This window comes from Thioalkalivibrio sp. ALJ15, from assembly GCF_000383695.1.
In the GTDB taxonomy this organism is placed as follows: Bacteria; Pseudomonadota; Gammaproteobacteria; order Ectothiorhodospirales; family Ectothiorhodospiraceae; genus Thioalkalivibrio.
In genome coordinates this window covers 105,039-125,352 of the sequence record NZ_KB912061.1, presented here as the reverse complement: position 1 = coordinate 125,352, position 20,314 = coordinate 105,039, and the positions used below count along the sequence as shown (strand labels likewise).

The 20,314-nt window shown below is 68.7% G+C and carries 23 protein-coding genes; 6 read left to right on the top strand and 17 right to left on the bottom strand.

Annotated features, from left to right (window positions below):
* Nucleotides 1-25: 25 nt before the first annotated feature.
* On the top strand, nucleotides 26-514 hold the full coding sequence (locus tag G015_RS0112800; RefSeq protein ID WP_012983663.1) for a DsrE family protein: 489 nt from the start codon (nucleotides 26-28) through the stop codon (nucleotides 512-514).
* On the opposite strand, the gene murU is transcribed toward G015_RS0112800, so the two are convergent.
* Genes murU through G015_RS0112785 form a run of 3 tightly spaced genes read right to left on the bottom strand, consistent with a single transcriptional unit; the run spans nucleotide 499 to nucleotide 2,971 of the window.
* Nucleotides 499-1,191, bottom strand: a complete 693-nt coding sequence (murU, locus tag G015_RS0112795; RefSeq protein WP_012983662.1) for an N-acetylmuramate alpha-1-phosphate uridylyltransferase MurU — start codon at nucleotides 1,189-1,191, stop codon at nucleotides 499-501. The two genes, G015_RS0112800 and murU, sit on opposite strands and share 16 nt — an antisense overlap.
* Nucleotides 1,191-2,177 (bottom strand): aminoglycoside phosphotransferase family protein, encoded by a 987-nt coding sequence (locus G015_RS0112790; RefSeq protein WP_012983661.1) that lies wholly within the window; start codon nucleotides 2,175-2,177, stop codon nucleotides 1,191-1,193. Before G015_RS0112790 ends, murU begins: the two co-directional genes overlap by 1 nt.
* The gene (locus G015_RS0112785; RefSeq protein ID WP_012983660.1) at nucleotides 2,174-2,971 is read right to left on the bottom strand and encodes a phosphodiesterase; all 798 of its coding nucleotides are present in this window, start codon (nucleotides 2,969-2,971) and stop codon (nucleotides 2,174-2,176) included. The genes G015_RS0112790 and G015_RS0112785 overlap by 4 nt, the downstream gene beginning before the upstream one ends.
* 141 nt (nucleotides 2,972-3,112) lie before the next feature.
* Here G015_RS0112785 and dksA point away from each other — a divergent pair, with 141 nt between their 5' ends.
* Complete coding sequence (gene dksA, locus G015_RS0112780) at nucleotides 3,113-3,538, top strand: RNA polymerase-binding protein DksA (protein ID WP_012983659.1); 426 nt, start codon at nucleotides 3,113-3,115, stop codon at nucleotides 3,536-3,538.
* A gap of 42 nt (nucleotides 3,539-3,580) precedes the next feature.
* Nucleotides 3,581-4,459 (top strand): sterol desaturase family protein, encoded by an 879-nt coding sequence (locus G015_RS0112775; RefSeq protein ID WP_012983658.1) that lies wholly within the window; start codon nucleotides 3,581-3,583, stop codon nucleotides 4,457-4,459.
* A 27-nt stretch (nucleotides 4,460-4,486) separates the two neighbouring features.
* Here the strand turns inward: G015_RS0112775 and argA are convergent, their stop codons facing one another.
* The 3 genes from argA to G015_RS0112760 all read right to left on the bottom strand — a co-directional run bounded on the left by argA (nucleotide 4,487) and on the right by G015_RS0112760 (nucleotide 6,694).
* Nucleotides 4,487-5,728, bottom strand: a complete 1,242-nt coding sequence (gene argA / locus G015_RS0112770) for an amino-acid N-acetyltransferase (protein WP_018138916.1) — start codon at nucleotides 5,726-5,728, stop codon at nucleotides 4,487-4,489.
* 207 nt (nucleotides 5,729-5,935) lie between these two features.
* Nucleotides 5,936-6,406 carry a DUF192 domain-containing protein gene (locus G015_RS0112765; RefSeq protein WP_012983656.1) on the bottom strand — a complete coding sequence of 157 codons (471 nt, stop codon included), beginning with the start codon at nucleotides 6,404-6,406 and terminating at the stop codon, nucleotides 5,936-5,938.
* Nucleotides 6,407-6,421: 15 nt separating this feature from the next.
* A complete protein-coding gene (locus G015_RS0112760; RefSeq protein ID WP_012983655.1) occupies nucleotides 6,422-6,694 on the bottom strand; it encodes a heavy-metal-associated domain-containing protein in 273 nt (90 codons plus the stop codon).
* Between the two features lie 82 nt (nucleotides 6,695-6,776).
* On the opposite strand from G015_RS0112760, the gene ilvD reads away from it, so the two are divergent.
* Together ilvD and radC are read left to right on the top strand one after the other, a co-directional pair.
* Entirely contained in the window at nucleotides 6,777-8,624 is a 1,848-nt protein-coding gene (gene ilvD, locus G015_RS0112755) for a dihydroxy-acid dehydratase (RefSeq protein ID WP_012983654.1), read from the top strand.
* Between the two features lie 192 nt (nucleotides 8,625-8,816).
* Nucleotides 8,817-9,488 (top strand): DNA repair protein RadC, encoded by a 672-nt coding sequence (radC, locus tag G015_RS0112750; protein ID WP_018649101.1) that lies wholly within the window; start codon nucleotides 8,817-8,819, stop codon nucleotides 9,486-9,488.
* 7 nt (nucleotides 9,489-9,495) lie between these two features.
* Here radC and G015_RS0112745 read toward each other — a convergent pair whose 3' ends face one another.
* From G015_RS0112745 to G015_RS0112720, 6 genes are all read right to left on the bottom strand, one after another.
* Nucleotides 9,496-10,719, bottom strand: coding sequence for a DUF418 domain-containing protein (locus tag G015_RS0112745; protein ID WP_020146848.1), 1,224 nt, complete (start codon nucleotides 10,717-10,719; stop codon nucleotides 9,496-9,498).
* 135 nt (nucleotides 10,720-10,854) lie between these two features.
* A complete protein-coding gene (locus G015_RS0112740; protein ID WP_012983651.1) occupies nucleotides 10,855-11,433 on the bottom strand; it encodes a glycine zipper domain-containing protein in 579 nt (192 codons plus the stop codon).
* Between the two features lie 121 nt (nucleotides 11,434-11,554).
* The gene (bioF, locus tag G015_RS0112735; RefSeq protein WP_012983650.1) at nucleotides 11,555-12,736 is read right to left on the bottom strand and encodes an 8-amino-7-oxononanoate synthase; all 1,182 of its coding nucleotides are present in this window, start codon (nucleotides 12,734-12,736) and stop codon (nucleotides 11,555-11,557) included.
* 10 nt (nucleotides 12,737-12,746) lie between these two features.
* On the bottom strand, nucleotides 12,747-13,499 hold the full coding sequence (locus tag G015_RS0112730; RefSeq protein WP_012983649.1) for a class I SAM-dependent methyltransferase: 753 nt from the start codon (nucleotides 13,497-13,499) through the stop codon (nucleotides 12,747-12,749).
* A gap of 13 nt (nucleotides 13,500-13,512) precedes the next feature.
* On the bottom strand, nucleotides 13,513-14,508 hold the full coding sequence (bioB, locus tag G015_RS0112725; RefSeq protein WP_012983648.1) for a biotin synthase BioB: 996 nt from the start codon (nucleotides 14,506-14,508) through the stop codon (nucleotides 13,513-13,515).
* Complete coding sequence (locus G015_RS0112720) at nucleotides 14,505-14,963, bottom strand: hypothetical protein (RefSeq protein WP_012983647.1); 459 nt, start codon at nucleotides 14,961-14,963, stop codon at nucleotides 14,505-14,507. Before G015_RS0112720 ends, bioB begins: the two co-directional genes overlap by 4 nt.
* 12 nt (nucleotides 14,964-14,975) lie before the next feature.
* Here G015_RS0112720 and G015_RS14445 point away from each other — a divergent pair, with 12 nt between their 5' ends.
* Nucleotides 14,976-15,752 (top strand): ComF family protein, encoded by a 777-nt coding sequence (locus G015_RS14445; RefSeq protein WP_012983646.1) that lies wholly within the window; start codon nucleotides 14,976-14,978, stop codon nucleotides 15,750-15,752.
* 5 nt (nucleotides 15,753-15,757) lie between these two features.
* Here the strand turns inward: G015_RS14445 and ubiA are convergent, their stop codons facing one another.
* The 5 genes from ubiA to hemF form a co-directional block, all read right to left on the bottom strand.
* On the bottom strand, nucleotides 15,758-16,627 hold the full coding sequence (ubiA, locus tag G015_RS0112710) for a 4-hydroxybenzoate octaprenyltransferase (RefSeq protein ID WP_012983645.1): 870 nt from the start codon (nucleotides 16,625-16,627) through the stop codon (nucleotides 15,758-15,760).
* A gap of 91 nt (nucleotides 16,628-16,718) precedes the next feature.
* Nucleotides 16,719-17,384 carry an OmpA family protein gene (locus G015_RS0112705; protein ID WP_012983644.1) on the bottom strand — a complete coding sequence of 222 codons (666 nt, stop codon included), beginning with the start codon at nucleotides 17,382-17,384 and terminating at the stop codon, nucleotides 16,719-16,721.
* A 104-nt stretch (nucleotides 17,385-17,488) separates the two neighbouring features.
* Nucleotides 17,489-18,337 carry a shikimate dehydrogenase gene (gene aroE / locus G015_RS0112700; protein WP_012983643.1) on the bottom strand — a complete coding sequence of 283 codons (849 nt, stop codon included), beginning with the start codon at nucleotides 18,335-18,337 and terminating at the stop codon, nucleotides 17,489-17,491.
* A complete protein-coding gene (gene hemB, locus G015_RS0112695; protein ID WP_012983642.1) occupies nucleotides 18,334-19,350 on the bottom strand; it encodes a porphobilinogen synthase in 1,017 nt (338 codons plus the stop codon). The genes aroE and hemB overlap by 4 nt, the downstream gene beginning before the upstream one ends.
* A 22-nt stretch (nucleotides 19,351-19,372) precedes the next feature.
* Complete coding sequence (hemF, locus tag G015_RS0112690; protein WP_012983641.1) at nucleotides 19,373-20,302, bottom strand: oxygen-dependent coproporphyrinogen oxidase; 930 nt, start codon at nucleotides 20,300-20,302, stop codon at nucleotides 19,373-19,375.
* Nucleotides 20,303-20,314 lie beyond the last annotated feature (12 nt).

Sequence of the window (20,314 nt, the reverse complement as noted above, 5' to 3'; positions counted from 1 at the left end):
GTCATCCCGAGGGTTCGGCCTGGCGATGAACCCCCTCTCGTTTCTCGCGCGCCCCGGCTGGTTCCTGGCCGGGGCGCTTTTCGTACTGTCGCTGGGGGTCACCTGGGCCCTGTTCTCGTTCGAGCGAGACGGCGGCGAGACCGCTGATGCCGACGACACACTGCAGGTGGTCTATCACATCAATGCCGATGATCCGGCTCTGCACCTCAATGCCCTGCGCAACCTGCAGAACCATATCGACGGCAGTGCGGTGGATCGTCTGGAGATCAAGGTCGTGATGCACGGTGGCGGGGTCAGTCTGCTGCAGCACGCCAAGGACGACCCCGACCTTCGCAGTACTGTGGACACCCTGAAGATGCAGGATGTGCGGTTCCTCGTCTGCGGCAACACCCTGGACAAGCGCGGGATCGAGCTGGACGATCTGCATGATGCCGAGCCCAAGGACCGTGTGTCCTCGGGCATTGGCGAGCTGACGCGGCTGCAGCGCGCGGGCTACACCTACATCAAGCCGTGATCCCGACTTCGGTCGATGTCCGCCTCCAGCGTCGCGAGGCGTTCGGGGGTGCCGATGTCGCGCCAGTCCCCCCTGTAGCGCTCTCCGCTCACCCGCCCGCCGCCGATGGCCTCGCGCAATAAGGGTCCCAGCGGGCGGCGCCCTTCGGGCAGGCCAGCGAACAGCGCGGGGTGATACCAGCCGATGCCGCTGAAGGTCAGCGGCGTGCCGGTATCCAGCGATACCCGCCCGCCGGACAGTCGAAAGTCGCCCTGCGGATGGTGCGGCGGGTTGTCCACCAGCACCAGGTGCGCAAGCGGGCCGCTTTCCGCGAGCGGCTGTTGGGCGGGAGGGTGGAGCGGGTGCTCACACCAGACGTCGCCATTGACCACCAGAAACGGCCCGTCGCCCAGCAGCGGCAGGGCCTGGCGGATGCCCCCCGCGGTTTCCAGCGCCCCCTCCGGTTCCTCGGAGTACAACAGTCGCGTGCCTGCGTACTCGGCCCCCAGCGCCTCGCGGATCTGTGCGCCCAGGTGTGCGGTGTTGATCACCACCGTGCGGTAGCCGGCCCGGGCCAGGCGTTCCAGGGTGTAGGCGATCAGCGGGCGTCCGGCGACCGGGAGCAGTGGCTTCGGGCAATGGTCGGTCAGCGGGCGCATGCGCTCGCCGCGTCCGGCGGCCAGGATCATCGCGCGCATCAGGCGTGCTCCCTGGCCGCATGGGCAGCGAACCAGCGGGCGACCGGCCCCAGTTCGGGGTGGCGCAGGCCCTGTTCCAGCAGTCGGTGCAGGCGCGGCAGGTGCTCCAGATAGCGGGGCTTGCCGTCGCGTTCGGCCAGGCGCACGAAGATGCCCAGGATCTTCACCGTGCGCTGCACGCCCAGCACGTGATAGTGCGCCATGAACGACGCGCGGGGCATGTCCGCGTTCGCCAGGTAGTGTTCGAGCCCGCGGGCGACCGTGTCGGCCGAGACCTCGCGGCGAGCGTCTTCCAGCAGCGAGACCACGTCATAGGCGGGACTGCCGATCACCGCATCCTGAAAGTCCAGCAGCGCGCAGGCCTGCTCGTCGCCGGGAGGCAGCATCAGATTGTCGACATGGAAATCGCGTAGCACCAGGGCGTCCGGGAGACCTGGCAGGGCCTCCAGCACCTGGTGCCAGGCGGCGTCGAACTCCGCACGCATGGCCTCCGGCATGGCGTGACCCCGCAGCCGCGGCCAGTACCAGTCCGCGTACAGGGCCGTCTCTGCCAGCAGGCGCTCGCGGTCATAGGGGGGGATGTGATCAGCGCGGCCTTGCTCGGGCCAGCGCTGATGCAGCGTGGCGAGCGTATCCAGGGCGCGCTGGTACAGCGGCCATTCGTTCGCCCCCTCGGCCAGGGCCCGGGTGAAGGTGCGGTCCCCCAGGTCCTCCAGCAGCACAAAGCCCGAGTCGGGCTCGTGTTCCAGTACCCGGGGCGGTCGCAGCCCCAGACCCTCCAGCAGCCGGGCGATTCGTACGAAGGGCTCGGTTGCCTCGCGTTCGGGCGGGGCGTCCATGATCACGACCGACACCCCGTCCCGACGGGCTCGGAAATAGCGGCGAAAGCTCGCATCCGCCCGCAGCAGGCGCAGGTCCTCGAACGCCCCGGGCAGGGTGTCCAGCCAGTGCTGCAAGGACTGGGCGCGGGCGTCTGGCGTATTCATGCCGAAGGTTCCATGGCGATGCGGGTCCCCGGTACGCGGACCACCTGCGTATCGAATCGCCCATCCGGGTGCAGATCCAGAATGCGGTAGCCGGCGTCCAGGGCCGCATCCACGGCGAACTCTTCGGAGCCCGGCGTGAACTGCACGCAGGTCGACGGGCTTCCGAGGAGCTCGATCGCACCCCGCCGGGCCCGGAAGTCCTGGTGGATGTGCCCGAACAGGCAGGCGCGCACCTGCGGATGGCGGTCGAGCACCGCGAACAGCGCGTCCGGATCCAGCAGCCCCAGCCGATCCATCCAGGCACTGCCAATGGCCACTGGCGGATGGTGCAGGGCGACGACGGTAGGGCGGTCCGGATCGGCCGACAGGCTTTTCTCCAGGCGCTCGCACTCTGACGCGTCCAGACGCCCGGCCGCCTCGCCGGGTGTGCTGGAATCCAGGCCGATCAGCTTCCAGGGCCCCAGCATCCTCTCGCCATGGACTTGACAGGTCTCGGGCTCCAGGGCGGTGCGCAGGGTCTGGCAATCGTCGTGGTTGCCGGCGAGTGCGAGCATCGGTTCGCGCCGGCTGCCCAGCAGTCGCGCCAGCCGAGCATAGGTCGCTGGTTCCGGATCCTCGGCCAGATCGCCGCTCAGGAGCAGGGCATCCGCCGCCGGCTCCCGGGGCAGGGCGCCGAGGATTCGTTCCAGCTGGGTGTCGCTGTCCGGATAGCCGGCCCGGATCGGCCCGGGCACGCGGCCCAGGTGGGTGTCACTGATCTGGATCAGGCGCTGCGTGGTGCTCATGGTGTGCATGGGTTCCCATGAAGTCCTGCGATTGTTGCGCGGCGTTTGCCGTCCGCGTGGGGAAGTGCCCTATACTGGATCGGGTGTACCTGTCGTCGTGCCGGGTCCGTTCCGACATGGGGTCGGAAGGCGGTCCGGCGAGGGGCCGATATGAGCCAAGAAGCCGAAACTATCCTGGAGTCCGGGTATCGTCCGTCCGAGGACGAACCCTACATGAATCCGCGTCAGCTGGACTACTTTCGCGCCAAGCTCGAGGCCTGGCGTGCGGAACTGATCGAGGAGTCCGAGCAGACGCTCGAGCACCTGCGCACCGAGAGCTGGCAGGAACCGGACCCCAACGACCGCGCGACTCACGAGGCCGATGCCGGGCTGGAGCTGCGCACGCGCGATCGCTACCGCAAGCTGCTGAACAAGATCGATGCGGCCCTGGCGCGTATTGATCTGGGCGAGTACGGCTACTGCGAGGAGACCGGCGAACCGATCGGTATCGCTCGCCTGGAGGCTCGTCCGATCGCGACCCTGAGCGTGGCGGCCCAGGAGGCCCATGAACGCAACGAGGCGCGCTTCGGTCAGTAGGCAGGGGCGCGACCGCGCCTGAAGCGAACGCAGGGCACACACATGGCGGACTGGTTTCTGGCGCAGGAGCCGATCATTCGGGTCGGCATCCTGCTGTCCGTTCTGGCGATCATGGCGACCTGGGAGATCCTGGGGCCGCGACGTCCCCTGTCGGTGGGCAAGGCCTATCGCTGGTCGAATAACTGGGGCGTGGTGATTACCGGCACGCTGCTGACCCGGTTCCTGTTCCCGGCGGGGCTGGTGGGCCTGGGGCTGTTCGTCGAGACCCAGGGCTGGGGGCTGCTGCAGATGCTGGACCTGCCCTTCTGGCTGGTCGTGCTGATCGCGGTCGTGGTCCTCGATTTCGCGATCTGGGCCCAGCACGTGATGTTTCATGCCGTCCCGTCGCTGTGGCGGCTGCACCGCATGCACCATGCGGATCTCGACTTCGACGTGACCACCGGCCTGCGCTTCCACCCGCTGGAAATTGTGCTGTCGTTCGGTATCAAGGCCATGGTGGTGGTCGCAATCGGCGCCCCGGCACTGGCGGTGCTGATCTTCGAGGTGATCCTCAGCTCGCTGGCCCTGTTCAACCACTCCAACGTGCGCATGCCGGCCGCGGTGGACCGGGTGCTGCGCTGGTTCATCGTCACGCCGGACTTCCACCGCGTCCACCATTCCTGGTATCCGCACGAGACCAACTCGAACTTCGGATTCAACCTCTCGCTCTGGGACCGGATCATGGGGACCTACCGCGCGCAGCCGCAGGACGGGCATGACGGGATGACGATTGGGCTGAACCAGTTCCGCGACCCCGCCTGGGAGCGGCTCGATCGCATGCTGATCCAGCCATTCGTCGGGCCCGCCGACAGCTATCCGATCAATCGCCGCCCAGAGACCGAGGGGGATTCGCGGGAGGAGGTCACCCGCCGCCGGCGCTGATGGCGCGGTTGCGGCGGGCGGCCGGGGTCAGGGCTGGAGCCGTTTCGTGTAGACCCGGGAGTTTCGCGCCTGGTTGTAGTGCGCGCGCCGCTCGGGCGGCAGATCGTCGACCTTTCCGGTCGTGTAGCCGCGCTCCTGGAACCACTGCGCGGTGCGGGTCGTCAGCACGAACAGCTGCCGTGCGCCCTGTTCCCGCGCCAGTGACTCCATGGCCGCCAGCAGGCGGTCGCCCCGTCCGCTGCCGCGATAGTCGGCGTGCAGAGCCAGGCAGGCGATCTCCGCCGCTTGTTCGCCAAACGGATACAGCGCGGCGGTGCCGATGATCAGACCGTCGACATCCAGCACCTGGAAGCGCTCGATTTCCAGCTCCAGGTGCTCGCGTGCACGATGGACCAGGATGCCCTCGGCCTCCAGCGGCTGCAGCAGGGCATGGATACCGCCGACATCGTCGATCGTTGCCTGACGCAGCCGCTCCAGCGGTTCGCGCGAGACCAGCGTGCCGATCCCCTGGCGGGTGAACAGCTCGATCAGCAGCCCGCCATCGTCATGGCGGTCCACCAGGTGGACGCGCATCTCGCGCTGGCGGCAGGCATCGATCGCGCTCTTGAGGTGATTGGCCAGCTCCTCCGGCAGATCGTCCGATTCCGCCAGGAGCCGTTCCGCGGCGGGCACGGTCAGCTGGCCCAGGACCCCGTGTTGTGGATCGCGCAGGACCCCCGCCTCGGTCAGGAAGATCAGCTTGTCCGCGTTCAGGGCGATCGCGACCTGGGTTGCCACGTCCTCGCCGGAGAGGTTGAACACCTCACCGGTGGGCGAGTACCCCAGCGGCGAAACCAGCGCCACCTGATCCTGGTCCAGCAGGTTGCGCAGGGCCTCGGTATCGACCCCGCGCACCTCGCCGGTGTAGTGAAAGTCCACGCCGCCACGCACGCCAAGCGGGCGCGCGGTGACGAAATTGCCGCTGGCCACGCGCAGCCGTGCATTGCCGGTGCCCGGCTGCCCCAGGCTGCGCGACAGCAGGCCCTCGATCTGCAGGCGCAGCCGGCCGACTGCATCCAGTACCGCCTCCAGCGCCGGCGCGTCGGTGACTCGCAGGCCCTCCGCGTACTGCGGCGTCAGGCCGCTCTCGGCCAGTCGGGCCTCGATCTGGGGGCGCACGCCATAGACCAGCACCACACGCACACCGAGCGCGTGCAGTTTGGCGATATCGCGCATCAGCTCCGGGAATTCCGGTGCCAGCGCAGCCTCGCCGGCCAGGGCGATGACCATGGTTCGACCCCGGTGCGCGGCGATATACGGCACCGCCCCGCGGAACCAGTCGAGTTCCGAGGGGTGCGGGGCGGCCCGGGTTTCACTGGGTGCGCCGGGCGTGGCACTGGCGGTGGCGGGAGGGTTCACGGGCGTGTCCGCGCGCGGATGGGCTTGTCGGACAGTGTAGGGAAAGCACGCGGTGGGCGCATCAGTGTGAGATCTGGGCTATTTCTTGCCCAGTGCGCGCGGGAGATCGTCGATCCGGTCGCCGGCGCTGACATCGTTTTCCGCGAACCAGCCCGCGTTGACCTCCAGCGCATAGAGCACGTCGCGCTCGGCTTCGTGCAGGGTGGTGGTCTGCGGCTCCATGGTCTCGATGTTGGTGATGCGGTAGTCGGTATCAATGAACGCGACGTCCAGCGGGATGTAGGTGTTGCGCATCCACATCGCGTAACGTGCCGGGCGGTCCCAGACGAACAGCATCCCGCGGTCGTCGGCCAGTTCCTCGCGGTACATCAGGCCCTGGCGGCGGGCCGGCTCGTCGGCGGCGATCTCGATGGTCAGCGTGCGCTCGCCGACCTTGAGTTCGGCGACGGGCAGGCCGGACTCGGCCTGGGTCGCGCCCCACAGCAGCAGGACCCCCAGCAAAGCCGCGCCCGCCACGAGGGCGGGCGCGATACGCGAGACTGCACGCATGCCGTCCGTTGCCGGCTAGTCGCCGCTCATGCGCCCCACGGCGCAGCTGGCGAAGGACTTGGCCTTGGCGCTGGCGGAACGCAGACCGGAGACCGAGCCCACCTCGGGGTAGCCCATGCTGGCCAGCTTCGCCGCGACCGCTTCGCGGGCGCTATCCGGGGCATGGACTTCCACGGCGCCGCCTTCCACATCGACCTCGGCTTCAGTGACGCCTTCGACCTGCATCAGGCCCTTGCGGATGGAGCTGGCGCAGCCGCCACATTTGATGTTCTCGACCTCGATTTTCATCAACGTTTCCTCCGGAAACTGGGGTTTGTACGACTCATTATGTACGATTCCGCATCTGCATAAACGTTCACGAGATCCGACCATGCCCGCCTATCGTTCCCGCACCACCACCCACGGCCGCAACATGGCCGGCGCCCGCGCCCTGTGGCGCGCCACCGGCATGAAGGATGGCGACTTCGGCAAGCCGATCATCGCCATCGCCAACTCCTTCACCCAGTTCGTGCCCGGGCACGTGCACCTGAAGGATCTGGGCCAGCTGGTCGCCGGCGAAGTGGAGAAGGCCGGTGGTGTGGCCAAGGAGTTCAACACCATCGCGGTGGATGACGGTATCGCGATGGGCCACGGCGGGATGCTCTATTCGCTGCCCTCGCGCGAGATTATCGCCGATTCGGTGGAGTACATGGTCAATGCCCACTGCGCCGATGCGCTGGTGTGCATCTCGAACTGCGACAAGATCACCCCGGGCATGCTGATGGCCGCGATGCGTCTGAACATCCCGGTGGTCTTCGTCTCCGGCGGCCCGATGGAGGCTGGCAAGGTGAAGCAGCCGGGTACCGACAACGTGATCCACCTGGATCTGGTGGATGCGATGGTCAAGGCCGCGGACTCCAGCGCCAGCGACGAGGAGGTGGAGGCCATCGAGCGCTCCGCCTGCCCGACCTGTGGATCCTGCTCCGGCATGTTCACCGCCAACTCGATGAACTGCCTGACCGAGGCCCTGGGCCTGTCGCTGCCGGGCAACGGCTCGCTGCTGGCCACCCATGCCGGGCGCAAGTCGCTGTTCGAACAGGCCGGTCGGCGCGTGGTCGAGCTCGCGAAGCGCTACTACGAGCAGGACGACGAATCCGTGCTGCCGCGTTCGATCGCCACCTTCGAGGCCTTCGAGAACGCGATGAGCCTGGACATCGCGATGGGCGGCTCCACCAATACCGTGCTGCACCTGCTGGCGGCCGCGCGCGAGGGCGACGTGGACTTCACCATGGCGGATATCGACCGCCTGTCGCGCAAGGTCCCGAACCTGTGCAAGGTGGCGCCGGCCACCCAGCTCTATCACATGGAGGACGTGCACCGCGCCGGTGGCGTCGTCGGCATCCTGGCCGAGCTGGACCGTGGTGGGCTGATCCACCGCGATATCCCGACGGTCCACGCCGACACCATGGGCCAGGCGCTGGAGCAGTGGGATGTGATGCGCCACGCCGCTGCCTCCGAGACCCTGTACAAGGCCGCGCCGGGCGGCGTGCCCACTCAGGTCGCGTTCAGCCAGGACAAGACCTGGGACAGCCTCGACATCGACCGCGAGAACGGCTGTATCCGCGATATCGAACATGCCTACTCCCAGGACGGCGGCCTGGCCGTGCTCTACGGCAACATGGCCCCGGACGGCTGCATCGTGAAGACCGCGGGGGTCGACGAGAGCATCCTGAAGTTCTCCGGCCCCGCGCGGGTGTTCGAGAGCCAGGACGCGGCCGTCGAGGCGATCCTCGGTGACCGCATCCAGGCGGGTGACGTCGTGATCATCCGCTACGAGGGTCCGAAGGGCGGCCCCGGCATGCAGGAGATGCTCTACCCGACCTCGTATCTGAAGTCCAAGGGGCTGGGCAAGGAATGCGCGCTGATCACCGACGGGCGCTTCTCCGGCGGTACTTCCGGGCTGTCCATCGGCCACGTCTCCCCGGAGGCCGCGCAGGGCGGCGCGATCGGCCTGATCGAGGAGGGCGACACCATCGTGATCGACATCCCCGGGCGCGAGATCCGCATCGACGTCGACGACGCCACCCTGGCAGCCCGGCGCGAGGCGATGGAGGCCCGTGGCGCGAAGGCCTGGAAGCCCGAGTCGCGGACCCGCCCGGTCACCCAGGCCCTGCGCGCCTACGCCCTGATGACGACCTCCGCCGCCTTCGGCGCGGTGCGTGATATCTCCCGCTTCTAGGACTGACCGAGGGCTACCAGCAGGGTCGTAGGATGCGTTGAGCGGCAGCGAAACGCATCATGCTTGCCATTGGTGTCCGAATCGATGCGTTTCGCTGCCGCTCAACGCATCCTACGGTTCTTCGCTACGGTCGGGATGACCGAGACGGCCTGGAACGAAAAAACCAAACGACTGAACCACAGGGAGGTGGGGATGGCGATTACCGACTGGCCCGCGGCCGAGCGCCCGCGGGAGAAGCTGATCGAACGGGGCGCGGCTGCGCTTTCGGACGCAGAGCTGCTGGCGATCTTTCTGCGCACCGGCGTGGCCGGCAAGAGCGCGGTCGATGTCGCGCGCGATCTGCTCAGCCGCTTCGGCGGGCTGCGGCCTCTATTGCAGTCCGATCAGGCGGGATTTTGCGCGGCGCCGGGGCTGGGGGATGCCAAATACGCCCAGCTCCAGGCGGTGCTCGAGATGGGTCGGCGGCACCTCGCCGCCGACCTGGAGCGTGGCGATGCGTTGACCTCGCCGACTGCCACCCGCCAGTTCCTTGCGGCGCGTCTGCGCGACTATCCCTTCGAGGTCTTCGCGGTCCTGTTCCTGGATAACCGCCATCGGGTGATCGCCTTCGAGGAGCTGTTCCGCGGCACGATTGACGGCGCCGCCGTGCACCCGCGCGAGGTCGTGCGGCGTGTGCTGCACCACAATGCGGCCGCGGTGATCCTTGCCCACAACCACCCGTCCGGGGTGGCCGAGCCCTCGGGCTCGGATATCGCGATCACCCGGCGTTTGACCGAGGCCCTCGGGCTGGTGGATGTGCGGATACTCGATCACGTGGTGATCGCCGACACCCCCGTATCCATGGCTGAACGGGGGCTGCTGTAGACCCTGGCTAGCTTGCCAGGCGCCGCCAGAGGGTCTCGATTGGCCCGGGGCCGATGTAGCGTTGCCAGAGCAGGGAGAAGGTGATCTGGAACACCCAGATCGCCAGCACGATGCCGAGCAGTTCGAGGTGCCCGAACTGCGAGAACAGGCCGAGCCCGATCCCGTAGAAGATCATCGCGGCGAGGATCGACTGGCCGATGTAGTTGGTCAGCGCGAGGCGGCCGACCGCCTCGAGGGCGCGGATGACGCCTGGCAGGATCCGCCGCCGCCCGTCGGGGTGGGCCAGCAGGATCACCAGGGCGACCCAGGCCAGGGCAATCGCGACACTGCCCCACAGGTTGGCGATGCGGCCCAGGAACATCGAGTAGCGCAGATCCCACTCCACGGCCGTGTTGAACCACAGCCCCGCCAGTACCAGCGGGATGCCGGCGCCCAGTCCGATCAGCACGACGCGCCGATAGCCGGCCAGTGACCAGGTCCCGTGAAGGAAACCGAGCCGCAGCAGGGCCATGCCGATGAACATCATCGCGAGCATCTGCCACAGGCGCTCGGAGAAGAACATCCACAGCTGCGCAGTCAGTGCACCGGTCGCCCGTTCGCCGGTCGCCGCCAGCCAGTGCAGGGACATCCGGTTGAGCTCGTCGCTGACGACATCGGCGCCGGGCTGCCAGTAGCGCTCGTTGAGCGTCTGCAGCCAGTGCTCGGGGACAAGGAAGATCAGGATCGCGCTCAGAACGAGCCAGAGCGCGGTCAGTCCTCCGAGCAGCGCGACCCCGAAGGCCAGGAGCGTCATCGGCGGGTGGTCGCGAAAATGCATGGCCACCAGTCCGCACACCGCGTATGCCGCGAGGATGTCGCCGGGCCACAGGATCAGCCCGTGTGCCAGCCCGATCAGGAACAGCCAGCCCATGCGGCGGCGAAAGCGCTGCTCGAAGGTGTCGGCCGGATGGCGCGAACCCGAGGCCATCAGCACGATCCCGGCCCCGAACAGCAGGGTCAGCATGCTGATGAACTTCTCGTCCGCCAGCACGTGGACCACGACCCAGGCGATCCAGTCCGCCAGCGGGAGGGGGCCGAGAGCCATCGGATTCAGGTATTCGCTGGAGATGCGTCCGAACGACTGGATGTTCATCACCAGGATGCCGAGGATCGCGACTCCGCGCAGCACATCCAGAACGATCACGCGTTCCGGTGCGGACGGGGACGTATTGGCGGGCAGGATCCGGGCCATGGAGTGAGACATTCCGTGCTGTGCGGCCCTTCGGTAGCCGGACGGAAGGTGTGGCCGGCCGGGGCAGGGCAGGGTGGCCCTGCAGGATAGGCGATGGTGCCCGGGGGCGTTCAAGGCCCCCGGGCCAATGGTCGTTTATCCGCGGATCTCCCAGTGTCCGGGTTCGTCCGGGCAAGCCGTACCGGTGTGGCGTTCGCCGTCGATCATCATCTCGAAGTCGCGGCAGCCGCTGTCGCGAACGCGCCCCGGCGTCATGTGCACCGGCTGCCCATTGGCATTGTCCCAGTAGACGGGCTGTCCGGGCTCGGCCAGTTCCAGGGCATGTCCCATGCAGGCCTGGTCATTGCGGTCCATCTGGCGTCCGATCATGCCGCCCAGGACCGCGCCCCCCGCCGCCCCGATCAGAATGGCCACCGGATCGCCGTCGCCGACCTGGTGGCCGATGACGGCGCCGGCACCGCCGCCAATCGCCGCGCCGATTGCGTCGCGGTTGCAGCGGCCGTCCATCACGCCGTAGTCGTGTTCCCAGCGGTCAACACTGTAGCCGTGGTACCCGGCATACCCCGGGTCGTTCTGCGCGCGCCAGCCGTGGGCCGGTGCCCAGGGCGGTGGGGCGGCCAGGGTGTCGGCGGCGAAGCCGAACAGCATCGCGGCCGCCAGCGCCTTCAGATGAGTGGGTACACCGCGTCGGGAATGGTTGCGTTTCCGTGCCATGGTCCGTCTCCTTTCGACCGTGCTCGGCCCCAGCCTCGCGCGGGGTCGCTGAACGGTTCTTTAACGGGGAATGGCGGTTTTCGGAAACGTGAAGGGCGTCAATGCCGGGGTGTGTACGGGTTCACGGAGTCGCATGATCGAGGGCCTGCTCCAGCGCCCGTAGCAAGGCATCCACCTGAGCCTCGGTGTGGGCGGCGGACAGGGTGATGCGCAGCCGTGCCTGGCCCTCGGGGACTGTGGGCGGACGGATCGCCGGGACCAGAAACCCGGCGGCCAGCAGCCTCTCGGCCACGTCGCTAGCGCGGTGGGCGTCACCGATCTGGACCGGCTGGATGGGGGTCAACGGAGGCGGGTGCTGCAGGCCGAGCCGGTCCAGGCCCGCCCCCAGGCGCTGGAGCAGGTCCTGCAGGTGCGCCCGCCGATCCGTTGCGGCCTCGGCGATGCGCACGGACGCCAGCGTTGCGGCGGCGAGGGCGGCCGGCATCGCGGTGGTATAGATGTAGGGCCGGGCGGTCTGGATCAGGGTCTCGATCAGGGCTTCGGAGCCGGCAACGAAGGCCCCGGCGGCGCCGAATCCCTTACCCAGCGTGCCCATCAGGATCGGCACATCGTCCGCGCCGAGGCCGTGGTGCTGGCAGCTGCCGCCACCGGTCGCGCCCAGCACCGACAGGCCGTGGGCGTCATCCACCATCAGCCAGGCATCGAACTCGCGCGCCAGCGCGGCTAGCTCCGGCAGGGGTGCGATATCCCCGTCCATGGAGAACACCCCGTCGGTGACGACCAGCCGATGCCCGCGATCGGGAGCCCGCTCCAGGCGATCGCGCAGGTGCCCGGGATCGGCATGACGATAGCGCTGGCTGCGCGCGCCGGCCAGGCGCACGGCATCGATCAGCGAGGCATGGTTCCAGCGGTCCTCGAACACCGTGTCGTGGCGGCCGGCCAGCGTCTGTACCAGCGCCAGGTTGGCCATGTAGCCGGTCGAGAACAGCAGCGCGCGCTCGCGCCCGGTGAAGCGCGCCAGCGCCTGCTCCAGTTCCACATGGGCGCGGGTGTGGCCGTTGATCAGATGGGCGGCCCCGGCCCCAAACCCGTAGCGGTCGAGGGCCTCGCGGGCGGCGGCGGCGACGGCCGGATCCGCCGCCAGACCCAGGTAGTCGTTGGAGCAGAAGGCAACAACCGGCTGGCCGTCGATGACCTGCTCCGGTTGCTGCGGACCGTCCAGCGTGCGCAGCCGGCGCCAGCGACCGTCCGTGCGCACGCGGTCGAGACGGGCCTGCAGGAAGGCCTGCAGCGAGGTGCTCATGGTGACGGACTCACGGCCGCAGCCCGGCGCGCAGGAAGATCGGCCAGTGCAGGCGGGCGGTGATGTCCGCGTTCGGCCACAGTGCGTGCAGGGCTGGCTCCAGTGCGGCCAGCGGATCCTGGCCGGCCGTCTGCGCGCGGCGGATGGCTGACCAGGTGCCGAGGTAGCCGAGCAGGGTGTCGCGGCCCCATTCGCGGTCGATCCGAAACTCGGGCGTCTCGATCTCCGGCCAGGGGAACGGCAGGTCGCGGTAGTGGCTGCGGATATGGCTGCGTTCTTCCGGCCACCAGGGCGCCAGGGTGGTGTCGTGAAAGTCGGTCAGCAGGCGGTCCAGCGCCGGGTCCTCGGCGCGCAGGATGCCGTAGCCCCAGATCGCCAGCAGGCCGCCCGGGCGCAGGACGCGTGCAACCTCGTCATGGAACTCGGCGTGGCGAAACCAGTGCGCGGCCTGGGCGACGCAGGCGAGATCCACCGAGGTATCGGCCAGTGCGCAGGCCTCGGCGGCGCAGGCTACTCGGTTGATCCCGGCTGTCGCCGGCAGAGCGGCCAGCAGGGCTGGGGCGGCATCGGTCGCTACGACCTGGGAGAAGTGAGGCTGCAGGCCCTGCGCGGCCTGGCCATTGCCGCTGGCGCAGTCCCAGGCCTGTTCGTGGTGCGGGGTGCGCGCGGCCAGCCAGTCAAAGAGATCGGCGGGGTAGTCCGGGCGGTGGCGGGCATACGCCGCCGCCACCGCCGAGAAATGATCGGGAAAGTCGCCCGCCACTGGCCGGTCGGCATCAGGCCGATGCGGAGGCGGGCCGGTCCGATTCCCCGGGGGCTTCCGGCCCGGTCTCCGGGTGCAGGCCGAGGCGTTCGAACAGCGCGAGGTCGTGGTTCTCGCCGGGGTTCGGTGTGGTCAGCAGGGTGTCGCCGTAGAACAGCGAGTTGGCGCCGGCCAGGAAGCACAGGGCCTGCATCTCGTCGGACATCTCGGTGCGCCCGGCGGACAGGCGCACGTAGGAGGCCGGCATCAGGATGCGGGTGGCGGCGATGGTGCGCACAAACTCCAGCGGGTCGAGGTCCTCGATCCCGTGCAGTGGGGTGCCCTCGACCTGGATCAGCTGATTGATCGGGACTGACTCCGGGTGCTTCGGCAGGTTGGCCATCTGCTGCAGCAGACGCGCCCGGTCACGGCGCGATTCGCCCATGCCGAGGATGCCGCCGCAGCATACGTTCATGCCCGCTTCGCGTACGTGTTCCAGGGTTTCCAGGCGGTCTTCGTAGGTGCGCGTCGAGATGATGTGCCCGTAGAACTCCGGCGAGGTGTCGAGATTGTGGTTGTAGTAGTCCAGACCTGCCTCGGACAGGCGCTTCGCCTGCTCGGCCTTCAGCATGCCGAGGGTCATGCAGGTCTCCAGACCCTCGTCCTTGACCGCGCGCACCATCTCGATCACGCGCTCCAGGTTCTTGTCGGTGGGGTTGCGCCAGGCGGCACCCATGCAGAAGCGGGTCGCACCCTGGGCGCGGGCGTTGCGCGCCGCCTCCAGCACCTCGTCCAGTGGCAGCAGGCGCTCGCGTTCCAGCTCCACTTCGTGGTGCGCGCTCTGCGGGCAGTAGGCGCAGTCCTCGGGGCAGGCCCCGGTCTTGATCGACAGCAACGTGCTGACCTGTACTGCGTTCGGATCGAAGTGTTCGCGGTGCACGGTCTGCGCGCGGAAGATCAGGTCATTCAGCGGCAGGTCGAGCAGGGCCTCGACCTCGTCGGTGTTCCAGTCGTGGCGGGGCGTGCTCATGAGTGTGGCTCCTTGTCGGCTTCCGCCGGGATGGCGACATCGGCCCAGGGTTCGCGGTAGACGCGGAACAGGGCGTAGACCGTCCACGGCAGCAGGATGGCGGCAGCCACGGCCCAATAGGCGCGGTAGTAGGCCAGATCCGGCGGGAAGAAGGTGGCGACCCCGATCAGCAGGCCCATCAGCGCGTAGTAGCGATAGGCCGCCCACTGCGTGAAATGGCCCACGCGCGGATCGGGGTGGTGCTTGTTCAGGGCGTACACCAGCATGGAGGCGCCAAACCACAGCACTAGCGGCACGATGCCCATGATCGCGGCAATGATGAAGCCGACTCCGACCCCCTCGCTGCTAACCACAAACAGCGGGATGCCGGCAATCGACACGCTGATCAGATTGCCGACGTCGAACATCGCGGCGGCGCGCCGCGAACTGCGTGCGGAGACGGTCTTGGTCGCCATGGACTACCCTGAATGCAAAAGCGGAAGCATACCATCATGGCTCATCCCCCTTCAGCCACGCCGGGGCAAACTGGAGAGCGATCGGGCGCGCTGCGTGCGCTGAGCGCCTGGGCGGCCCGGGCGCTGTATCCCGACCACTGTGGCTTGTGTCTGGCCCCGTTGCCGGAGGGCGGGGCCATCTGTCCTGCCTGCCGCAAGGACCTGGTGCGGGTGGAGGCCCCGTGCCCGGGTTGCGCGGCACCCCTGCCGGCGACAGTGGCCTGCCCCGCCTGTCAGCGCCGCCCTCCGGCAGTAGACGCCCTGCGGGCGCCATGGGCCTATGCCTGGCCGCTGGATCGGGTGCTGCTGGCCTACAAGCGCAGCGGCCACGCCCGCGCTGAACGGATCCTCGTGGACCTGGCCGCACAGGCAGCCCGCGAACGCCGGGATGTGCCGACACCGTTGCCTACCCGCGTGGTGCCCGTTCCATTGCACCCCTCGCGCCTGCGCGAGCGCGGGTTCAATCAGTGCGAGCCGCTGGCGCGGTGCGTCGCCGAGGTCCTGGGGCTCCCGCTGGATACCGCATGCGTTCGCCGCGTACGGGCCACGCCTTCGCAGCAGACGCTGAGCGGTCCACAGCGGCGCCGGAACCTGCGCGATGCATTTGCCGTGAACGCGGAGTTGGCGGGCGAGCGGGTGCTGCTGGTGGACGATGTGGTCACGACCGGGGCGACCCTGGATGCGCTGGCCCGTGCGCTGCGGGCGGCGGGAGCGGCATCGGTCGAGGGTCTGGCGCTTGCCCGCGCGTAACCGAGTTAGCCCCCCAGATGATGGTCTGCGATCATCGCGAGCAGGACCACGGCACCGAGATAATGGTTGTTCTTGAATGCCCGCAGGCAGTCGGTCGGCTCGCGTTCGGCGATCAGGAACTGCTGGTAGAACATCAGCATCGCCACGATCACCAGCCCCGCCGTGTAGTAGCCGCCGAGCCCGGCATGCTGGCCGATCAGGTACAGCCCCAGCCAGACGAGCACCTGGAGCCCCGCGGTGATCAGACGGTCCATCTCGCCGAACGCGATGGCGGTGGACTTCACCCCGATTTTCAGGTCGTCTTCTCGGTCCACCATCCCGTAGAAGGTGTCATACACCACGGTCCAGGCCAGCACGGTCACGTACAGCAGCCAGGCGAGCGGCGGCGGGTGATCCCCGGTGACCGCGGTAAAGGCCATGGGCACGGCCCAGGCGAAGGCCGCGCCCAGGTGCACCTGCGGAAAGTGGTGAAAGCGCTTGGCGAAGGGATAGGTAGCGGCCAGCACCACCGCGACCAGGGAATAGAGAATGGTCAGCAGGTTGGTGAACAGGACCAGCACGAAGGCGGTCAGGGCCAGCACGGCGAAGGTCGCCAGTGCCTCGTTCGGGGTGATCGTGCCCAGCGCCAGCGGGCGGTCGCGCGTACGGGCGACATGGGCGTCGAAGTCGCGGTCCGCGTAGTCGTTGATCGCACAGCCGGCCGAGCGCATCAGCACGACGCCGGCAACGAAGATGAAGATCAGCGAACCCGGCGGCCAGCCCTCGGCTGCGATCCAGAGCGCCCACAGGGTCGGCCACAGCAGCAGATAGATGCCGACAGGTCGGTCCAGGCGGACCAGTCGGGCCAGTTCCCACAGGCGTGCACGTGCGTCCATGGCGGCCAAGCTTACCAGCCCGGCGCGCCGGATGGATGCGGAAGGGGGCGGGTCGGGCAATCCCCGGCCCGGCCGCGCTGGGGGCCGGCGCTCAGTCCGCGGTCAGCGGGAACAGGGTCAGTTCTACACGCCGGTTCAGCGCTCGGCCCTCGGCGGTTTCGTTGGTCGCGATGGGCTGATGCGGCCCGAAGCCGACGGTGTCGACGCGCACCGACTGGACGCCGCGCCGTATCAGGGCGCGCCCGACGCTCTGAGCGCGCCGTTCCGACAGGTCCATGTTGTACTCGACGCGTCCGGTGATGTCGGTATGGCCGGCGACCTCGATACCGGTCTGGTCGTATTCGGCCAGGACCAGCGCCACCGAGTTCAGCACCTCCTCGAACTCCGGTTTGATGTCGGTGCGGTCGATATCGAAGGTGATGTGCCCGGGCATGTTCAGGATGATGTTGTCGCCGTCGCGGGTCACGCTGACACCGGTTCCCCGCAGCTGCTCGCGCAGCTCGGCCTCCTGGCGGTCCATGTAGTTGCCGATCGCACCGCCGGCCAGGGCCCCGATCCCGGCCCCGATCATCGCGCGCTGGGTGCGGTTGCGGCGGCTGGTGATGCTGCCGACCACGGCCCCGGCAGCCGCGCCGACACCGGCGCCGATGGCCGTGCGCGATACCCGCTCCTCGCCGGTATAGGGATCCGTGGTGGTACAGCCGATGGCGAAGGTCAGAAAACCGACCAGTACCAGAACACCAATGCGCGAGATCATGCTTGCCCCCCAGCCGGGAAGGAACTCCCGGGTTTCAGTCTGCGCCCACGGGCGCGCTCGGGAACAGGATTGCGCCGTTGCTTGAACGGAAGGTGAACCGGGCGTCAGGCCGTGTCGTTTTCGTGACGCAGTTGGCGCAATACCGGGGTGGTGTCGGGGTGGATGCCGCGCCAGGTCGCGAAGGCCTCGGCGGCCTGCTCGACCAGCATGCCCAGGCCGTCCGACGTCTGCCGGCAGCCAGCATCCCGGGCCCAGTCAAGGAACCGGGCCGCACCGGGGCCGTAGACCAGGTCGTAGGCCAGGCTGTCCGGGTGCACCAGCGTCGCGGGCAGGTTCAGGCCCGCGTCGGACAGGCCGGCGGCGGTGGCGTTGATGACCAGATCGAACGGGCCGGCGGGCAGGGCGTCGAGGCCGCAGGCGGAGAGCTCGGTATCGATCGCCAGGTCGGCGAAGTCCTCGGCCAGTGCCTCGGCCCGCGCCGCAGTGCGGTTGGCGATCACCAGCTGTGCGGGGTGGCGCTCCAGCAGGGGCTGCAGCAGCCCGCGGGTCGCGCCGCCGGCCCCGAGGATCAGGATGCGCCGGCCGGGCACCTCGCCACCCAGGCGGTCGAGGTCGCGGCAGAAGCCGATGCCGTCGGTGTTGTCGCCGTGGAGCTGGCGCTCGTCGTCGCGCCAGAGGGTGTTCACGGCGCCGGCGCGCCGGGCGCGGTCGGTCAGGACCCGGGCCAGGGCGAACGCCTCTTCCTTGAACGGGACGGTCACGTTCAGGCCGCGGAACCCGGAGGAGAACCATGCCCAGACCTCCTCGGCGAACTGCCCCGGGGTGCCGAGCAGGGCCTCGTAGGTCAGGTGCTGCCCGGTCTGTTCGGCGAATAGGGCATGGATGCGCGGCGACAGCGAATGGCGGATCGGGTTGCCGACCACGCCATAACGATCGGGGCGCGGCTCGCTCATCGGGCCGCGTCCTCCGTCAGCCATTCGGCCACGGTGCGGGCGTAGTAGGTGAGGATGCCGTCGGCCCCGGCGCGCTTCATGCCGGTCAGGGCCTCCAGCACGCAGGCGCGCTCGTCCAGCCAGCCGCGTTCGGCGGCGGCCTTGAGCATCGCGTACTCGCCGGAGACGTGATAGACGAAGGTCGGGCGCTGGAACTCGTCGCGAATCCGGCGGACCACGTCCAGGTACGGCATCCCCGGCTTGACCATCACCATGTCGGCGCCCTCGGCCAGGTCGAGCGCGACCTCGTGCAGGGCCTCATCGCCGTTGGCCGGGTCCATCTGGTAGGTCTCCTTGCCGCCCTTGCCCAGATTGCTGGCCGAGCCCACCGCATCGCGGAACGGCCCGTAGAAGGCCGAGGCGTACTTGGCGGAGTAGGCGAGGATGCGCGTGTGCACGTGCCCGCCATCTTCCAGCGCGGTGCGGATCGCGCCGATGCGCCCGTCCATCATGTCGGAGGGGGCGACCACGTCGGCCCCGGCCGCGGCATGCGACAGCGCCTGCTTCACCAGCGCCTCGACGGTGATGTCGTTCACCACGTAGCCGTCATCGTCGATGATGCCGTCCTGGCCGTGGGTGGTGAACGGGTCCAGGGCGACGTCGGTGATCACGCCGAGCTCGGGGTGGGCCTGCTTCAGCGCGCGTACCGCGCGCTGGGCCAGGCCCTCGGGGTTCCAGGCCTCGGCGGCATCCAGGCTCTTCTTCTCGCCCGGGACCACCGGGAACAGGGCCAGCGCCGGGATGCCGAGGCGCACGGCGGCGGCCGCCTCCTCCAGCAGCAGGTCGATGCTGACGCGCTCCACGCCGGGCATCGACGGCACCGCCTCGCGCACCCCTTCGCCCTCGGTGACGAACACCGGCAGGATCAGGTCGTCCGCGCGCAGGTGATGCTCGCGCATCAGGCGGCGGGAGAAGGCGTCGCGGCGCATGCGGCGCGGACGGCCGGCGGGATAGGGGGCGATCGGTGCGGTCATGCGGGTCGTCCTTGTTGGTGGGTCAGCCGGCGGACTCGGCCAGCCAGTCGCGCGGCTTCAGATAGCGCTCGTAGAGTTCGGCCTCGGGCGTGCCGGCCTCCGGCTGGTAGTTGTATTCCCAGCGCACCAGCGGCGGCAGCGACATCAGGATCGACTCGGTGCGCCCGCCCGACTGCAGGCCGAACAGGGTACCGCGGTCGTAGACCAGATTGAACTCGACATAGCGCCCGCGCCGGTAGAGCTGGAACTGGCGCTCGCGCTCGCCGTATTCGGTCGCGTGGCGACGCTCGACGATCGGGCCATAGGCATCCAGATAGGCATTGCCGACGCTCTGCATGTAGCCGAAGGCGTGCTCGAAGCCGCCCTCGCTGAAGTCGTCGAAGAACAGCCCGCCGACGCCGCGCGGCTCGTCGCGGTGCTTGAGATGAAAGTACTCGTCGCACCACTGCTTGTGCGCCGGGTAGAGGTGCTCGCCGAACGGACGACAGGCGGCCTCGGCCGTGCGGTGCCAGTGGATGCAGTCCTCGTCGAAACCGTAGTACGGGGTCAGGTCGAAGCCGCCGCCGAACCACCAGATCGGCTCCTCGCCGGGCTTCTCCGCGATGAAGAAGCGCACATTCGCGTGCGAGGTCGGCACATACGGGTTGTGCGGGTGGATCACCAGCGACACGCCGGTGGCCTGGAACGAGCGTCCGGCCATCTCCGGGCGGTGCGCGGTGGCCGAGGCCGGGAGGTTGTCGCCCATCACATGGGAGAAGTTGACCCCGGCCTGCTCGAAGACCCGCCCCTCGTGCATTACACGGGTGCGGCCGCCGCCGCCGGCCGGGCGTTCCCAGGCGTCCTCCTGGAAGCGGGCCTGGCCGTCCAGGCCCTCGAGACCCTGGCAGATGCGGTCCTGCAGGCCCTGCAGGTAGTCGATGACACGGTCGATGGAGACGTGGTCCTGGCTCATGCTGCGTCCCGG

Coding starts and splice junctions, on each gene's coding strand:
- G015_RS0112720 (WP_012983647.1), bottom strand. CDS start 14,963: ATGGCGACCAAGACCGTCTCCGCACGCAGTTCGCGGCGCGCCGCCGCG.
- G015_RS0112745 (WP_020146848.1), bottom strand. CDS start 10,719: ATGGCCCGGATCCTGCCCGCCAATACGTCCCCGTCCGCACCGGAACGC.
- G015_RS0112760 (WP_012983655.1), bottom strand. CDS start 6,694: ATGAAAATCGAGGTCGAGAACATCAAATGTGGCGGCTGCGCCAGCTCC.
- G015_RS0112740 (WP_012983651.1), bottom strand. CDS start 11,433: ATGGCACGGAAACGCAACCATTCCCGACGCGGTGTACCCACTCATCTG.
- radC (WP_018649101.1), top strand. CDS start 8,817: ATGGCGATTACCGACTGGCCCGCGGCCGAGCGCCCGCGGGAGAAGCTG.
- hemF (WP_012983641.1), bottom strand. CDS start 20,302: ATGAGCCAGGACCACGTCTCCATCGACCGTGTCATCGACTACCTGCAG.
- dksA (WP_012983659.1), top strand. CDS start 3,113: ATGAGCCAAGAAGCCGAAACTATCCTGGAGTCCGGGTATCGTCCGTCC.
- argA (WP_018138916.1), bottom strand. CDS start 5,728: ATGGTCATCGCCCTGGCCGGCGAGGCTGCGCTGGCACCGGAATTCCCG.
- G015_RS0112775 (WP_012983658.1), top strand. CDS start 3,581: ATGGCGGACTGGTTTCTGGCGCAGGAGCCGATCATTCGGGTCGGCATC.
- G015_RS0112765 (WP_012983656.1), bottom strand. CDS start 6,406: ATGCGTGCAGTCTCGCGTATCGCGCCCGCCCTCGTGGCGGGCGCGGCT.
- G015_RS0112790 (WP_012983661.1), bottom strand. CDS start 2,177: ATGAATACGCCAGACGCCCGCGCCCAGTCCTTGCAGCACTGGCTGGAC.
- G015_RS0112705 (WP_012983644.1), bottom strand. CDS start 17,384: ATGATCTCGCGCATTGGTGTTCTGGTACTGGTCGGTTTTCTGACCTTC.
- ubiA (WP_012983645.1), bottom strand. CDS start 16,627: ATGGACGCACGTGCACGCCTGTGGGAACTGGCCCGACTGGTCCGCCTG.
- bioF (WP_012983650.1), bottom strand. CDS start 12,736: ATGAGCACCTCGCTGCAGGCCTTCCTGCAGGCCCGTCTCGACCGCGTG.
- bioB (WP_012983648.1), bottom strand. CDS start 14,508: ATGAGCACGCCCCGCCACGACTGGAACACCGACGAGGTCGAGGCCCTG.
- G015_RS0112785 (WP_012983660.1), bottom strand. CDS start 2,971: ATGCACACCATGAGCACCACGCAGCGCCTGATCCAGATCAGTGACACC.
- ilvD (WP_012983654.1), top strand. CDS start 6,777: ATGCCCGCCTATCGTTCCCGCACCACCACCCACGGCCGCAACATGGCC.
- G015_RS0112800 (WP_012983663.1), top strand. CDS start 26: ATGAACCCCCTCTCGTTTCTCGCGCGCCCCGGCTGGTTCCTGGCCGGG.
- G015_RS14445 (WP_012983646.1), top strand. CDS start 14,976: ATGCAAAAGCGGAAGCATACCATCATGGCTCATCCCCCTTCAGCCACG.
- murU (WP_012983662.1), bottom strand. CDS start 1,191: ATGCGCGCGATGATCCTGGCCGCCGGACGCGGCGAGCGCATGCGCCCG.
- hemB (WP_012983642.1), bottom strand. CDS start 19,350: ATGACCGCACCGATCGCCCCCTATCCCGCCGGCCGTCCGCGCCGCATG.
- aroE (WP_012983643.1), bottom strand. CDS start 18,337: ATGAGCGAGCCGCGCCCCGATCGTTATGGCGTGGTCGGCAACCCGATC.